The sequence below is a fragment of the Dyadobacter jiangsuensis genome, from assembly GCF_003014695.1.
Lineage (GTDB): Bacteria > Bacteroidota > Bacteroidia > Cytophagales > Spirosomataceae > Dyadobacter > Dyadobacter jiangsuensis.
This window is the reverse complement of the sequence record NZ_PYAS01000004.1, coordinates 49,765-65,500: the sequence shown is the minus strand read 5'-3', so window position 1 is coordinate 65,500 and position 15,736 is coordinate 49,765. Positions and strand designations below refer to the sequence as shown.

At 53.3% G+C, this 15,736-nt stretch carries 8 protein-coding genes; 1 reads left to right on the top strand and 7 read right to left on the bottom strand.

The genetic code is table 11. The annotated features are described in order from the left end of the window. The first annotated feature begins 49 nt into the window (after positions 1-49). The gene (locus CLV60_RS08745; RefSeq protein ID WP_106595016.1) at positions 50-307 is read left to right on the top strand and encodes a DUF7660 family protein; all 258 of its coding nucleotides are present in this window, start codon (positions 50-52) and stop codon (positions 305-307) included. Between the two features lie 199 nt (positions 308-506). Here CLV60_RS08745 and CLV60_RS08740 read toward each other — a convergent pair whose 3' ends face one another. The 7 genes from CLV60_RS08740 to CLV60_RS08710 all read right to left on the bottom strand — a co-directional run bounded on the left by CLV60_RS08740 (position 507) and on the right by CLV60_RS08710 (position 15,592). Then, entirely contained in the window at positions 507-695 is a 189-nt protein-coding gene (locus tag CLV60_RS08740; protein ID WP_106595015.1) for a hypothetical protein, read from the bottom strand. Between the two features lie 14 nt (positions 696-709). Then, positions 710-3,085 carry a glycoside hydrolase family 31 protein gene (locus tag CLV60_RS08735; RefSeq protein WP_170118751.1) on the bottom strand — a complete coding sequence of 792 codons (2,376 nt, stop codon included), beginning with the start codon at positions 3,083-3,085 and terminating at the stop codon, positions 710-712. Between the two features lie 74 nt (positions 3,086-3,159). After that, positions 3,160-5,055, bottom strand: coding sequence for a glycoside hydrolase family 44 protein (locus CLV60_RS08730; protein ID WP_106595013.1), 1,896 nt, complete (start codon positions 5,053-5,055; stop codon positions 3,160-3,162). A gap of 5 nt (positions 5,056-5,060) precedes the next feature. Further along, positions 5,061-6,230 (bottom strand): glycan-binding surface protein, encoded by a 1,170-nt coding sequence (locus CLV60_RS08725; RefSeq protein ID WP_106595012.1) that lies wholly within the window; start codon positions 6,228-6,230, stop codon positions 5,061-5,063. Between the two features lie 18 nt (positions 6,231-6,248). Continuing rightward, positions 6,249-7,874, bottom strand: a complete 1,626-nt coding sequence (locus tag CLV60_RS08720; RefSeq protein ID WP_106595011.1) for a RagB/SusD family nutrient uptake outer membrane protein — start codon at positions 7,872-7,874, stop codon at positions 6,249-6,251. 38 nt (positions 7,875-7,912) lie between these two features. Next, positions 7,913-11,131 (bottom strand): SusC/RagA family TonB-linked outer membrane protein, encoded by a 3,219-nt coding sequence (locus tag CLV60_RS08715; protein ID WP_106595010.1) that lies wholly within the window; start codon positions 11,129-11,131, stop codon positions 7,913-7,915. Positions 11,132-11,449: 318 nt separating this feature from the next. Then, the gene (locus tag CLV60_RS08710) at positions 11,450-15,592 is read right to left on the bottom strand and encodes a hybrid sensor histidine kinase/response regulator transcription factor (RefSeq protein ID WP_106595009.1); all 4,143 of its coding nucleotides are present in this window, start codon (positions 15,590-15,592) and stop codon (positions 11,450-11,452) included. Between the last annotated feature and the right edge of the window lie 144 nt (positions 15,593-15,736).

The window sequence follows — 15,736 nt, the reverse complement described above, 5'->3', positions numbered from 1 at the left end:
TATTCAAATAATGACTGTTTGCTAAATTTGGTAAATCAACTTCGACTTGATGACAGATACAATTTTACACTTCAAAGCAACCAGCCGACAAGCATTCTCCCAGTTCATTGAGTTGCTGAGGCAGGATTTAGCCCAAAACCCCCAGAACTGGGAGAATAAAACGCTGGACGACTTCCTAGCAGCCGTAAGCTCTTACACTGAAGATATTCAAGGCTACTATGATAATACTTCTGCGGGTGTAAATGCAGATCTCGCTGACTGGCAGATCTTTGCTGACATCTTTAAGGGAGCAACTATCTATGAATAACAAAGAGCCGTTAATGCTTACCAGAGATCATTTTACTGAACATTCTTCATTTACGGAAGTTGATCTCCGGGAGATGGCCAGCCTTGCGTTAAAACTCAATGAGCATTTGAGCGTGCTATTGCACCATGAACTTCAGTGTGGTAACAAGATCGTTCAAGTAGCAATCGACTGGCCGAATCCCGGCTCTGTGTTTGTTTTATTAGACAGACGATTTGCAGAACGTTACCGGCACGATACCTTTGAGTACTTGGAGGTCAACGATCCACACTACTGGTTCGCTGAATACAGCTGTAAGCATGAACCGCTCCATTCCGTTTGTTGCCGCTGGGAATAACCCGATTTCCGCTATTTCAAGTTCTTCGGCGTCGGTAAGCAAGGTCGCCTCCAATCATCGCCGGAGTCTCACCGGATTTCCCATTGAATTTTCCCTCCGAACGGATCGGTATTCACCACGTACTTGCTTCCCTTCTTCGTGAGGATGAGCTCCTTCACACGCTCCTGGCCAGGCAGGAAAAGTTGCACGCTGGCCGTGGCGCCGCTGCCATAGGTCGCCAATGCAATGCGCGACCAGTCGATATCGCCCGTAGACTGCGCAACGCCAACGTGCGGAAGCACAGCTCCCTGGCGCACCAGGATTACCACATCCAGCTCACCGGTTGCTATTTCGTGCCAGCCGCTTTCGTATGTTTTGCCGGTTTGGTAGTCGGTCCATTTGCCTTTCGGCAGATACACGCTGCGGGTTTTGCCGTTTTCGAATAGAGGCGCCACGAGCAGATCCGAGCCCAGCATGTATTCATTATCGACCAACCACGCACCGGGATCGTCGGGGAATTCCACGAGTAATGCGCGCACCATCGGCAGGCCTCTTTCCGAAGCAAGCTTGGATTGCGAATAGATATAAGGTATCAGCTTGTATTTCATTTCCACCGCTTTTCGGAAATAGTTCTGAAAATCCTCCCCATACTCCCACGGCTCCTTGGGCGCCTGCCCGTGTGTGCGGGTGTGCGAGGCGAGCAGCCCCATCGGCAGCCACCTGCGGTAAAGATCTTCCGGTGTTTTCATGGTAAACCCGCCGATATCGTGGCTCCAAAACGTGAAGCCTGATAATCCCAACGACAGACCACCGCGCAGCTGCGCTTCCATGCCTTTGTTGGTCGTTTCGGCGTCGCCTCCCCAATGAATCGGATAACGTTGGCTGCCGGCCCAGGTACTGCGCGCCCAGATGATGTTGTCGCCGGTCATTTTGCGGGTCAGTTCGGATACAATCTTGTTGTACCGCAGCGGGTAAAGATTATGCTCATAAAAGCCGGTTCGGCCCGAGGCGTAAACACCGGATAACGGGGCCGCCTCTCCAAAATCAACTTTGATGGCCGACACACCGAGTTTCAGCAATCCTGCTATTTTACTCTGGTACCATTTAATCGTATTCGGGTTCGAAAAATCCAGCACGGCGTCCTCGTAAGGAAGCGTACCGTTAGCGTTTTTTACAGCCAGACCATTTGCAACGATTTCAGGATACAGGTCATTTTTAGGTACAAAATAAGGAAGCTGCCATAGGGAGGTGCGGAAGCCCTGCTTTTTCAGATCGGCGATCATACCTTCCGGGTCCTTGAACCGGCTAGGCGCAAACCGGTAATCACAGCGCCAGTCGGTTTCAAACCAGCCCGTATCGAAATGAATCACATCCGATGGAATGCGGTTTTGGCGGAGTTTGGCGGCTACATTCCGGCCGTCTTGTTCGGAGAAATAGGTAATGCGACTCATCCACAGCCCGAAAGACCACAATGGCGGCATGGAAGCCTTGCCGGTCAGGTCGGTGTAGGCATCCAGAATGTCTTTGGGCTGGCCCAGGAATACAAACAGGTCCAGGTTTTCATCGCCTATCTGCATCGCATTCGACTCTCCATAAGTGGCCCCAAAATCGCAGGTAATGGGCGAGGTGGTGTGCATGAACATCCCATAACCCCGCGAGCTCATGTAAAACGGAATGGGTTTGTACATCGTTTGTGTTTCGACGCCATTCGGATCGTGCGTCCAGAGTACGAGTTTCTGCCCGTTTTTATCCAGGCGGGTAAACGACTCACCACAGCCGAATATCTTCTCCTCGGGCGAGATAGAAAACACTGCCGCCACACTGCGCGAATAATCCGAAGCCCGGCGGACAAATGAAAAGGGCAATGTAGGCGTGTAAGAAGACTTGCCGTCGGCCTGGCTTCGGGTTTGGGTCAAAACTTTACCATTCGCATCGCGAATTAGGATTTTCCAGGGGTTTTCATAGATGGTCACCGACCCGTACGCGCCGGTATACTGATGCCCGCCGCTAACTGGGCTGTATTTCCACGAAGCATCCTTCGCGGGCTCGCCCGTGAGCATGAGCGACGTGCTCGCCACGGGTCCCTGCGCGCCCGTATTGGCACGTATCCGCACCGTACGCGGGGAAGTAAATTCAATCGAAAACGGCAAAACCGGGTCCTGAGCATATTCAACGGCAGGAAACTCGTTGCTGAATGAGCGCTTGTAGCTCAGCATCGAGTTATTGAAATTGTGGGCCGAAAACGGCTCATTTCTTTTCCATTTGATCTTCCCGGCGCCAGTACCAGGGTCGAATGCAGCCAGGCTGTCGGCAAAGAAAATGGAGTTGGAAAAATCCCGGAAATCGGCGCTGATGTCGACCGGTTCGTTGACCAGCTTGCTGTGCTGGGCGTTGGTAGTAAGAACTGCGAGCAGCAATAGGAAAATGCTGTAAGCTGTATGCTTTAAGGGGTAAGCATTAAGCATTAATGCATAAGATATTCGGCGAGTTGAGCGCTTTAAGTAGTACATGGAGTGCTTTTCAAATATGATACCCGGTATCAGCGGGCGATAAATTTCCTGACAGTCGACTGCCCCGCAGGCCCTGAGAGCCTGATCAGGTAGATGCCGGCCGCAAACTTCCGGCGGACGATAGCCTCGCGCTGCGTTTTTTGCAGTGGTTGGCCGTAAAGCTCCCGGCCGGTGCTTTCGGTGATGGTAATTTTGTCAAAATCCTGGCCGGCCCACCGGACGGTGATATGCTCCCAGGTTGGGTTTGGAAATACGTGGAATGGTTCTGGCAAGGGCGCTTCGCCCAGTATTGTTCCGCCGTTACGGAGCTGAATAGAGGACACGGACATAGGAGCCAGCGATACATTTAATGCAGTACCTGCAAGGTCAACCTGTGATTTCTTCAATGCATTTTGAGTGTGCGAAACGAAGGTTTCGTCTGCGGGCAATTGCGAGAGTGTGAGCATTGTCGCCTTTTCCTGCATCGGCACAAAGTGGCTGAACACTACATTCACCGCCTGTGCAGCTTCTGACCGGTTCACTAACACGACCGTCAGCGAATCCCCGGCCGGATTCACGCTGGGGTAAGCAGATACGACCGCCTCATTCCCCGACACGCCGCGCACCGAATGCGACTGATTGTAGTGGCTCAACAAATGCAGCGTTTCCCACATGCCTGTATTCCAGGTCCAGGGCGTGAACAGCTCCACACTGTTTTTCATAAACTCTCCCAACGTGGAAGCATACCAAACCGCGGTAACCGAGGGCGCCACGCTGTTATCCAGGCCGGTTTCGGTGAGCCCGAGGGTGACACCGTGGACGGCACCGAGGTATTGGGTAAGCCAGTCATTGCACCGGCCGAAAATGTATTCGCGGGTGAGGCTTTTGTCATAGCCGCCGTTGATGGTTTTTACACCGTTGGCCTCGGAAAAACTGTAATTACGGTCGAAAAAGACGCGGTGAAACTGTACAATATCCTCTGTTTTTTTGCTGGAAGGGTAAAAATGAATATCGAGCACATCCAGCAGCCTTACGCCGCTTTTCTGCTGCTCTTCGGCAATGGTTTTGATGAAATATTCGAGCCACGGATAAGTCTTGCCGTATTCAGTAATGGGTTTGTTACCCCAGTTGTACCATTGCCATTCATTGGCCGTTACCGGGCCTACCAGCTTGATCTCCGGAAACTTCGCCCTCGCCTTCTTGGCCAGCTCAATGTATCGCCGCATAAATTCCTGTGGACTGATCTGCTCCGGCATCACATCATCATGCGTCCCCGACCAGATTTCCGGCTCATTGTCCATGTTCCAGTAACGGATACCTTCCTTTTTCAGGCCAATTCCGCCTGCACCGAACCAGTGATCCAGCATCGCCACGGACGAATCGGCAGTCCACTTTTCCAGATACAGGCTAATGTTTCCTTCGGTTTTGGCTTTGGTACCCGTCGCGTTGGGCACTCCGCCGCCGGCCAGGTTCTGGCTGACGCCCTCCCACCACTGTGAGCGGTTGTAGTCCCAGTCCGGAAAATTGGCGGCGTTGGTTTTGGCCGCATAGCCCAGCAATTGAAAGGCCCACATGCCCTGCGCGGCAGGAAAATGCTTTTGCAGAGCTTGTGCGGCCTGGTTACAGTTGTTGACGTATACGTTGTTGTACCAGTCGGGATGGCTGCTGAGCTTGCGCCGCCAGTTGTATTTGGAAGAATTGTTCCCTCCGCTTTCCCTAAAAAACGTCACACCCGCGTCGCGCAAGCGCACCAGGTCCTGCCCAGGCAAGGTCCAGTTAGGATCGGTGGAAGAAAAGGAGTTGTTCCGGCCGTAGAGATAGGGCGAAATGGGTTTCACATCTGCGGTCGCGTCCACCGTCACCTGAATTTGTCCGGCCACCGGAGGGCCGCCCAGCAACAGCATTGCGAGCGCCCAACCGATGGCGGATAAAGTATTGTTTGGCATCTCTGCTATTTTTTCACAATCCGGAAATTGTCCACGCTGCCGTTGAAGGACGCAATGGCCACGTCCGGCGAACCGAACGACACTTTCAGGTCGGTGATTTTGGAAACGTCGGCAATGGTCGAGCCCGAAGTGCTCTTGAACTCGGAAAGCTCAATCACCGCGGTTTTCCAGCCGTTGGTCTGGTAGCCGGTAGCTGTATATTCGGTAGAGTTCCAGGGCTGGAATGAATAGACGTATTCGGTACCACCCGCGCCGATGGTGATATCGTATTTCCCTGCTTTCCAGGGCTCTGCTATATTATGTTCAAATTTAAACTGGCGCGTGGCCGCGTCTCCGGCAGCCAGCTTGAAGTCAAAATAGCAGGTCGAGAACACCCAGCCGTCGTTGTAGCCGGCAGCGGGCAGTTTGGTTTGCTTGATCCTGGAAAACTTGCCCGAAATGGCCTGCGCATCGGTAGCGGCGACAATCGGCGCCCCGCCCCAGCAAACTGCCGCATCCCAGGTCGTAGCGGGCACGTCGAAATTCACCATGTTTCCGGTGACGGCGTCGTTTATTTTAAAGCCTGTTTTCGCAGTTCCAAACTCCCCTTCCACGGTAATAATATCGCTGGCTGCGGTAGCAGGCATTTTGGCGGTGATCTGCGTTACAGTCGAGCTCACGATCTGCAATGCGGTGCCGCCCAGCTTCACGGATTTGATATTATAAAAATAATCCCCGTTGATCACCACGTTGCCATTCGCCTTTACAAACTCGGAATACAAGCCCGAAATGACCGGCACCGGCGCTGTCAACACGAAATCGTAAGTTGCTTCGCCGCCCTTGGTAACGACTTTGATTTTATTAGGAACCGCGGCGTCCACCGCTTTGGTAGGCGCATTGGCCGGGATGGTAATAACGATATTCGAGTTACTGCCTAATGCGGAGTTAAAATTCGCTTCGAAATCATTGAAATACACTTTCAGCACGCTACCCAGGTTTTGCCCCTGGATCACGACCAGGCTGCCCGGCTCGGCGGCGGTCAGCGAACTATCGGCTTTCGTCGGGTCGAGCAGACGCACGTTGCTGATGGCTGGCGCTCCGTCGATATCGTCGTCGTTACAGCTCTGGAATGATAGCAGCATACCCGCCGCCAGCAGAAGCCCCAGCCCTGTTTTGATTATATTTTTCAAATTCATTGTGATCACAGATTTGGGTTAATCGACTAGTTTGCTGAAATCAAATGCGACTGGCTCATTTTTCAACGAAGGTGCATTTACGATCTCACTTTCCGGAAACGGCAGGTACAACGTGGCCTCAGTGAGCGGGTAATACTCAGCTGGCGAGTAGGTCACATTGTATTTTTTGGGATTGATAGAGCCAGCCGCGTAGGTCATCGTGTAGTTTTCCTTATGCTGCGCAGCCGTGTAGGCAATCGCTTTGGCCGGATTGAAATAATACCAGCGCACGATTTCGTTCCAGGAGTTCCCTTCGAAGACGGTTTCTACCCTTCTTTCCTTGAAAATATCCTCGAAAGTCAGCGAGGTTTTCGCAGGCATACCTGCGCGTTTACGCACGGCATTGAAGTATTCCAATGCTTTGGTATCGGCCGTGGTGGCGCTGTTACCCAACACCGCATCAGCGTAAATCAGGTACACTTCTGCCAGGCGCAGCATGTAGGAATTGATGTTCGCGGCCATGAAGCCTCCCAGGCCGCCATTATCCGCCGGTGAGCCGATGATGTACTTTTTGATGGCCGACAATGCTGTCGGGCGATTGTATTTCAAACCGCCGGTAGCCTTTTGAATATTAGGATAAACATCGGTATCGAACATGGCGATCGCCTTTCTGCGCAATGAATCGGCCGGATTCTCGGTGAAATACTTCACCAGGTCGGCCGACAGCCCCTGCGCTGCGCCCCAGCCGTCGCCGGTGCCGGTAATGTTGGCATCGTAGGCGAAATACGCCTGAAACGAGTTGTTCACGCCCCACGGGCTGCTCACAGGCATCCATTGCAGTGAGAACAAGCTCTCGGGATTGTTCTTCGAAGCATTGTGGTTGGCGCCCTCGAACAGTTCCGCATACGTAGGTGCGAGCGCCAGGCCGCTTTTGGTGATCACACTTTCAGCATAGTACTTGGCGCTATCCAGGTCCGACTGGTTGCGGGTTCCTTTCTGGTTCAGGCCCGAGCGCATCAGGTACATACGTGCGAGCATTCCCTCGGCCGAGTATTTAGTGAGCCGGCCTTGTACTGCCGTTGCAGGCAGGTTTTCGGCGGCAAAACGGTAATCATTAATCACAAGCTTCCAAACGTCCTCGATCCGGTTGCGAACAGGCGGCGTGTTGAGCTGCGCCACATTGTCGTACACGATCGGGACCGCGCCCCAGTTGGTCACCAGATAATAATAGGCTGTGGCACGCATAAAGCGGCATTCTCCCAGGCCCTGCGCCTTCACAGCGGCCGATGCGGTGCTACCCTGCGCCTCGTTAATGGCCTTGTAGGCATTGTTACTCTGCGCGATGATCTTGTAAAACGACTTGTAACCCGGCAGCAGCGTATTCACATCGGTCGACGGAATGGCGTGCTTGATGTAGGCCGTGCGGTCGTTGGAGTTCAGGTTCCCCGCGCGCGCCTCCTGAAAGGCCATATTGGCCTTGTCGTTGAAATCAAACCAAACAATGTTGTAAAGCGGCGCGGTGCCGGCCATGATCTCGTCGTCGGTTTTGTAAAAGTTACCCGAAGTAATCGCATCCAGCGGCGGGCGGTCGAGGAAGTCCTCGCCGCATCCTTGCAGGAGCGTCATTGCCGCGATAGCCGCTATGAATCTGAATTTGAATTGCATATAAATATCTTTTTGAAATGGATGTTGGACCGGCCGGCTTAGAAATCAGCCAGTAAACCGAATGAATACATGCGCACGGATGGATAGCGGCCCGTATCGATACCGGCCATGACCGTACCTCCATAGTTTACCATCCCGATTTCCGGATCATAGCCTTTGTACTTGGTGATCGTAAACAGGTTCTGCGCCCCTACCGAAGCCCGCAAGCCTCTGATGAAGAAGTCTTTCAGCATCGATTTGGGGAAGTTGTAGCTGATGGTGATGTTTTTCAGGCGCACGTAGGTTCCGTCCTCGATGAAGTTGGTGTTCATGCGGTTGTTACCGTTCGGATCACCCGGGGCAATGCGCGGGATCGTGTAGCCCGGATTGGTAAGCGTTACCGTTTCCGCGTCGGCCGGATTGTAACTGCTTGGCTTGGCATAGTTGGCCACCGATTTCCACTGGTTACCAAACACACCGCCGTTGCCTGGGATTTCGGCCCGGTAGCGCGGGTAGTTAAGAATGTCGTTCTTGAAGCTTCCGGTCAGGAATGCATTCAGTTCGAAATTCTTGTAGGTCACATTGTTGTTAAAACCGAGGGTAAATTTCGGCCATGGATTACCGATCACGGTGCGGTCCTCGGCGTCGATTATGCCATCGCCGTTCAGGTCACGGAACTTGGTATCCCCTACCCAGCTGCCGGTTGCCGGGTTGATCGTCAGCTGACCGTTCGAGGTCTGTACCGCGTGGTTTTTAATATCGTTGGCATCCTGGAAAAGGCCATCGGCAATGTAACCGGTGATCATGCTCGCGGGCTGGCCCACTTCGGTTTTGAAACCTACCGAAGTCGCATTCCAGATCGGCGTGATCGGGTTCAGCAGCGAGGTCACCTTGTTGCGGTCGAACGAGAGGTTAATCCCCATTTTCCAGTACAAACCGCCCTTGTCAATGTTTACGGTATTTAATGTAAAACCAATACCCCGGTTTTTCATCGAACCCGCATTCACTGCCGGCCAGCTCAGGTAACCCGGCGAATAAGCGATATCACCACCGTAGGTGAATGGATAGGAGTTGACGGTAATCAGGCTGGTAATGTTCTTGATGTAGGCATCCACAATCAGCTCCACACGGTTGCCGAACATATGCAGGTCAAGCCCGCCGTTGATCACATCGTCTTTTTCCCAGGTCAGGAACTCGTTGGCGAAGTTGGACGCCAAAAAGCCTGTACCCCAGCCGGTAGGCACGGTTTGCAAAGTCGAGAAGATCGCATTGCCGCCGCTGCCCTGGTTACCCGAGCGGCCCACCTCGAAACGCAGTTTGAGGTCGTTGATCTCCTTCACATTTTTCAGGAAAGGCTCTTCCGAAACGCGCCAAGCCACCGACACCGCCGGGAAATTGCCCCAGCGACGGCCTTCACGGAATGCCGAGGAACCGTCCATCCGGTAGGTTCCCTGCAAGAAATAGCGCTCGTTGAAGCTGTAATTCACACGGGCAAAATACGACTCACGCGAGCCGCCGCCTTTGCCGCTGTTGTTGCTCACATTCGAGATCACCGAAGCGTCACCGCCGGAAAGCTCTTCAATCGTGTTGGTAATAAACTTCTTGCGCGTACCCGTGAGCGACTCATACGCGTACTCCTGCGCCTCGTGCCCGGCCATGAGATTGATCCCATGGCGGCCGAGTTTCAAATCATAGGTTAACCGGCTATGCAAGCTCCACCAGGTATTGGTATTCACCGAGCGGGTCGAGGTGGCCGCATCCTGCGAGACCACGTAACCACCGATGGTATACGAGGGGTGGAATGAATAGTATTTCAAAAATTCGGCGCTGCCGTTCGCTTCGGTGTGCCAGGTAAGATTTTTGGCCAGCTTTACATCCGCAAAAAGGCTTCCCAGGATCGAAGTACGACGGTTGTAGTCGTTGTAGATCTTCGAGATCATCACCGGGTTTGTAAACTGGAACTGCGTAGAAGTAGGGCCGCCCCAGCTGCCGTCCGGGTTGGTAACCGGCACGCTTGGATTCTGGTCGAGGGCGAGCTGGATAATGCCTCCGTTGTTGGTATTCACTTTTTCTTCGGTGATACCCACGCTCATATTCGCGCCGATTTTCAGCCAGCTGCGCGTCTGGTTTTCCAGGTTCAGGCGGCTGTTGTAACGCTTGAAACCCGAACCTTCCACAATCCCTTTCTGGTTGAAATACTCCCCGGACAAGTAGTAGGTAGATTTTTCGGTCCCGCCGCTGAGCCCCAGCGAGTATTTTTGAAGGGTTGTCGGGCGAAAAAGCGCGCTTTGCCAGTCGGTACCGTTACCCAGCACCGACGGATCTGCAAACTGCGGCTCGGTAGCCGTGCTGCCCACCGCAGCAGCTTCATTTCTGAACTGCGCATATTCCCGCAGGTTCATCACATCGATATGCTTTGGCTCGGCCTGCACGGTCACCAGCGAGTTGAATGTGATCTTCGCCTCCCCTGCCTTACCGCGCTTGGTGGTGATCATGACGACCCCATTGGCACCCACAGCACCGTAAATAGCGGTAGCCGAAGGCCCCTGCAACACGTTGATCGTCTCGATATCGTCGGGGTTAATACTTGAAAGAATGTTCGAGAAGCCTGTGGGACGGTTGTTAGGGTCGTCCTTCATATTATCCGGCTTGATCTGCACCCCATCAATCACATACAACGGCTGGGTGGTACCGGTCAGCGAGCTCAGTCCTCGGATCAACACCGAGGGCGCTGCGCCGGGCTGGCCCGAGTTCTGCTGCACCAGCACGTTGGCAGCGCGGCCCTGCAAGCCCTGTTCGAGCGAGGTATTAATGGTTTTGCTCAGATCTTTACCCGAAACCGTCACCTGCGAGCTGGAAACGTCGGTCTTTTTCATTTCCCCGTACCCTACTACCACCACTTCCTGCAGCGAGGAAATACTTTCTTTCAGTTTAATGTCGATTTTGGTTTTGTTTCCGATCGCCACTTCCTGCGTCTCATAGCCGATGAAGGAGAACACGAGCGTGCCGCCCGATGCCGCCTCAATCGAAAATGCACCGTTGGTATTGGTTGTCGTACCATTGGACGTGCCCTTCACCACCACACTCACACCGGGTATTCCATCGCCTTGTTCCAGGGCAACGACCGTCCCGGTAATAACTCGTTTAGCTTCCGACTGCGCAAATGCGCCGACGGCCGTACCCATGATCCCGAGTGACAGAAGGAGAGGTCGCAGCAACCCGGCCAGAAAGCGCAAACGCCGCTTTGCCCGCCATGTTTCGTACAAATTTTGTTGCATGTTGTTTTGTTTTAAAAGTGACTATCGCATCATCCAGATTTAGACATTTCCGATATCCCGGGGTTGCGTACCGGACAATGGGATAAATCGAATGAATAGTTGGACAAATGTGTCTCTTAAAACCATGCGCCAAGGGATCCAAATGTTTACAAATAGGGCATCATTTGTAAACCAGCACGAAAAATCGGGCTATTTTTTCGCCATTTATTCCAGTTTGGCGATGGGCAAATGGTATGACTGCGTGAGCAAGTAATGAGCAGGAGTTAACAATTGGCAATAAGAGTATTGAAGTGATGCTTTGCACTATTCCAATACACGCTACGCCTCCGCTGTCTGCTTTTTCCGGAATTCGGTCGGCAGCATTTGATACTCCTCTTTGAAGAGCTTGGTGAAATACTTGGGATTGTTGAAGCCCACCTGGTAGGCGATCTCGGACACTGTGAGCTGGCTTTTTTGCAGCAGGTCCGCAGCCCTGCGAATGCGGATAATGCGGATGAATTCGACGGGAGTTTTGCCTGTCAGCGAAAGTATTTTTTTATACAAATAAACACGGCTCATCGACATCGCCTCGCTGAGCTGCTCGACCGTGTACTCGGCATTGGCCAGGTTCTGCTCGACCACTTTCACAGCGCCGTTCACAAACTGCTCGTCCATCGACCGCACCGCTACTTCGCTCGGGCGTATCTCGATGTGCTGCTGGAACTGCTTCTGCAAATGCTCGCGCTGCGAGATCAGGTTCGCGATCCTGACCTGCAAAATATCCAACCTGAACGGCTTGGTCACATAGGCGTCCGCGCCGGTTTGGTACCCCTGCAATTGCTGCTCGTCCTCTGCCCTGGCGGTGAGCAGCACCACCGGAATATGCGATATGCGCCGGTCGGTTTTGATCGTCCGGCAAAGCTCTATCCCATCCATTTCCGGCATCATCACATCGCTCACGATCAGGTCCGGGATATGTTCAAGGGTCATATCCAGGCCGGCCCTGCCATTCGCGGCTTCGAGTACCCGGTATCTTTTCTGAAATACCTCTTTGAGATACTCCCTAAACTCGTCGTTATCCTCTACAAGCAGGATCAGAGGTTTTTCTTTGCCCGCTTTTTCGTCGGCAAAATCAATATTGATGGGCTCAGAGTCGGCGGGAGCTGCGTCCGCTACGTACGCAGGTATCTCACGCGCGAGGCTCTCGCGCAGGGGCAACGTGACGGTGAACGTGCTGCCCTTGCCTGCTTCGCTTTCCAGGTCGATGGTACCGCCGTGCATTTTGACAAACTCCCCGGCAATGGAAAGACCTATGCCGCTGCCCTGGTTCATGATGTGCCCGGGCGTGGGGTGCTGGTAAAAACGGTCGAACACTTTCTGCTGCGCTTCGGGCGGGATACCGATCCCGGAATCGGCGACGCTAATTTCCAGCGCCTCTCCGCCCTCTTGCTCCACCGTCCGCAAGCGCACGGTCACCTCGCCATTTTCCGGCGTGAACTTGAATGCATTCGACAGCAGGTTATACATCACTTTCGATAATTTATCCTGGTCAAAATCGGCATAGCGCGACTCCACGGTAGTTTCGAACCGGTAGCGGATGTGCTTGTGCTCGGAAAGATCGGAGAACGTCTGTGTGATTTGCCTTACAAACTGCACAATGTCTCCCCGCTCAGGCATGAAGCGCGTTTCCTCCACTTCCAGCTTTTTGAAATCAAGCATCTGCGTAACCAGATTGAGCAGCCGCTGGGCATTTCGATGCACGAGCGAGAGCTGCCGGTGCACGGTGTGGTCGGAGCGGATGCCGCGCAGCAGGTTTTCAAGCGGAGTGAGCATCAGCGTAAGCGGCGTGCGGAACTCGTGGCTCACATTGGTAAAAAACCTGATTTTCATCAAATCCAGCTCATGCATTTGCTGGGCGTACCGGCGCTCCTGTTCGAGCTTGAAATTCATCCGCTCCCGCTCGATCAGTATCCAGCGGGCGACCATCAATGCAGCTGCTATCAGTAAAAAATACAGCAAATAGGCCCACGGAGTCCGCCAGAACGGCGGCAATACCCTGATTTCCAACCTCCGCTCGGTTACCGAGCCGCCTTCCTTTGTTTTAACCTTGAATACATAACTGCCCGGGTCAAGGTTGGTGTAGGTAACACGGCGGGTATTATCGGCTTCAAACCATTGGTCGTTAAAGCCCTGTAAAGTATAGAGGTAGTGGTTTTTCTCGGAATGAAGGAAGTTCAGCGCCGCGAATTCGATGGTGAATACATTCTGGCTGTGTTCCAGCACAATGCGGTCGGTTGTTGAAATGGACTTTTCAAGAACCTGGCGGCCATCCGCGAGCATTCCCGGGCGAATGCTTTTATTGAAAATCTGAAAATCGGTCAGCATTACCTTCGCAGCGGCGCGCTCGTCCGTTACGCGCGCGGGATCGAAAATCGAGAAGCCGTTGGCCCCACCGAAAACCAGCTCACCCGAACGCAGCCGAAGCGCCGCATTCTCGTTGAAACCACGGCCTTGCAAACCGTCGACCTCATTATAGGTTCGTACCTGTTTGCCTGCCCGAAAATTCACGACGCCTTTCGGGGTACCGAGCCATAACTGCTGCCGGGCGTCGATCACAACGGTTAATATGGAATTGTCGGGCAATCCTTGCCTGGTATCGTAAGTTACAAATGCATTTCGCGCGGCATCGAAGCGGTTCAGGCCCTCAGATGTTCCGATCCAGATGGTCCCGGCATTGTCCTGAGCCAGTGAGGTAACAGCGTCACTGCTAAGGCTGTTAAGATCGCCGTCGGTATGCTTATAATGTACAAAACGGCCCGTCTGGTGCATCAGCACGTCGATTCCGTTCGCTGTTCCGATCCAGAGGTTGCCCTGCTTGTCTTCGAGCATGGCCGAAATGTAATCCGAGCTCACCGAATTGGGCGCCAGGTTGCGATAATGCCGGAATGTCTTTGCCGACCGGTCGAACAAATCCAGGCCGTCGGCCATGGTACCCACCCATAAACGCCGCTGCGAATCTTCGAATATCTCCCACACGCGGTCGTCGATCAGGCTGGTCGAGTCGGCCGGATCGTGCAGATAGCGGGTAAACTTCTGTCCGTCGAAACTGTTCAGCCCGCCAAAGTAAGTACCGATCCAGAGCACATCCTGCCGGTCGAGGAACAGGCTCACAATCACATCGTTGCTTAAACTGCCGGCATCCCCCGCCCTGTTGCGGTATTGCCGGAAGCTATTGCTTTTGCGGTCGTAGTAAATCAGTCCGCCGCCATTGGTACCCACCCACAAGTTACCCTTTCGGTCTTCGGCAAACACATTTACATCGTCGAATGGCAGGCTGCCTGCGTCGCCGGGCAAATGGCGGACCAGCGAAAACCGGAAAATATTTTGGTGGTAATTGCAAAAACCCTGTTTGAAAGTACCGGCCCAGATCATACCCGTGGCGTCCTTGTACAATGCCTGAATGCTGTTCTGGCTGATCGTCCTGGGGTCGCCGGGATTGGAGCGGAGTATGGATACGCTGCCGTTCTGCTTATCCAATATGTTGATACCGCCATGGTCGGTGCCGATCCAGATGCGCCCATCGGGCCCGGAGATCATCGCGCTCACGGCATTGTTACTGAGCCTGAAATCAGGGCCGGAGGTGCTTGCCACGCGGAGAATATTCTTTTTAAAATCAAAATTGAATGCGCCCACGGCCGCTTTGACAATGTATACCCAGGGTTCTCCCTGGCCGTCGACAAAAACCTTATGATTGGACAGCTTACCCAGGTTGCGGCGCTGCAACAATGTACTCTGCATGTCGGTTGCCTGCGTAGCCGCATTCACGCGGGCAAGGAAGCCGTCGTCGCACACGACCCAGAGGTTTCCGTGCGCATCCTCGTCAAAATCGGATATCGCACGCGTACCCCTAGCCCCCTGCGTAGGTGCGAACCTGATTTTGGCTAGCCGCTTCGAGGCAGTATGGTATTTGAGCAACCCCAGTTTGTTATGGCTGATCCAGTAGTCGCCCGAGCGGGTTTTGATAATGCGGTTGAAATCGGCATCAGGCAGGCCGAAACGCCGGGCCGCAAGGTTCGCATTGTGATCGATCGTTTCGGTAACCGGATCGTAAATATCGAACCCGAGCCGGGTGCTGATCCAGATATTACCTTGCGGATCTTCAAACAATGCAGTCACCTGGTGATCGGAAATGGTGGCCGAGTCGGCCGGATCGTGCTTGAATACCCGGAAAGAATAGCCGTCGAAACGGTTAAGCCCATTAGCCGTACCGATCCAGGCGAATCCGCGGCTGTCTTTCAAAAAACAATTGACCTGATTATGCGAAAGGCCCTTTTCGGTGTTGTAGCGGACAAATTGGTAATCGGCTGGCTGGGCAATGCTTTCTGTCACCCAACCAACAATCCCTATCAGGATCAGCCACCAATTGATTACCCACCGATTCATTCCCGTGAAGGTAGCATCGTTTTCATTCAAATAGTACATCCAGGTTTATCAACTTTTACTGTTGAGCTTAACGATTCATAAGCTGATTTCAACGACACTTTCCGGCTTTCGGCCGACGAAGCATTGCCGGTTGCAGCCGCACCTTCTACATTCGTTTCAGTTCGGTTCCCACCGATGCAACGC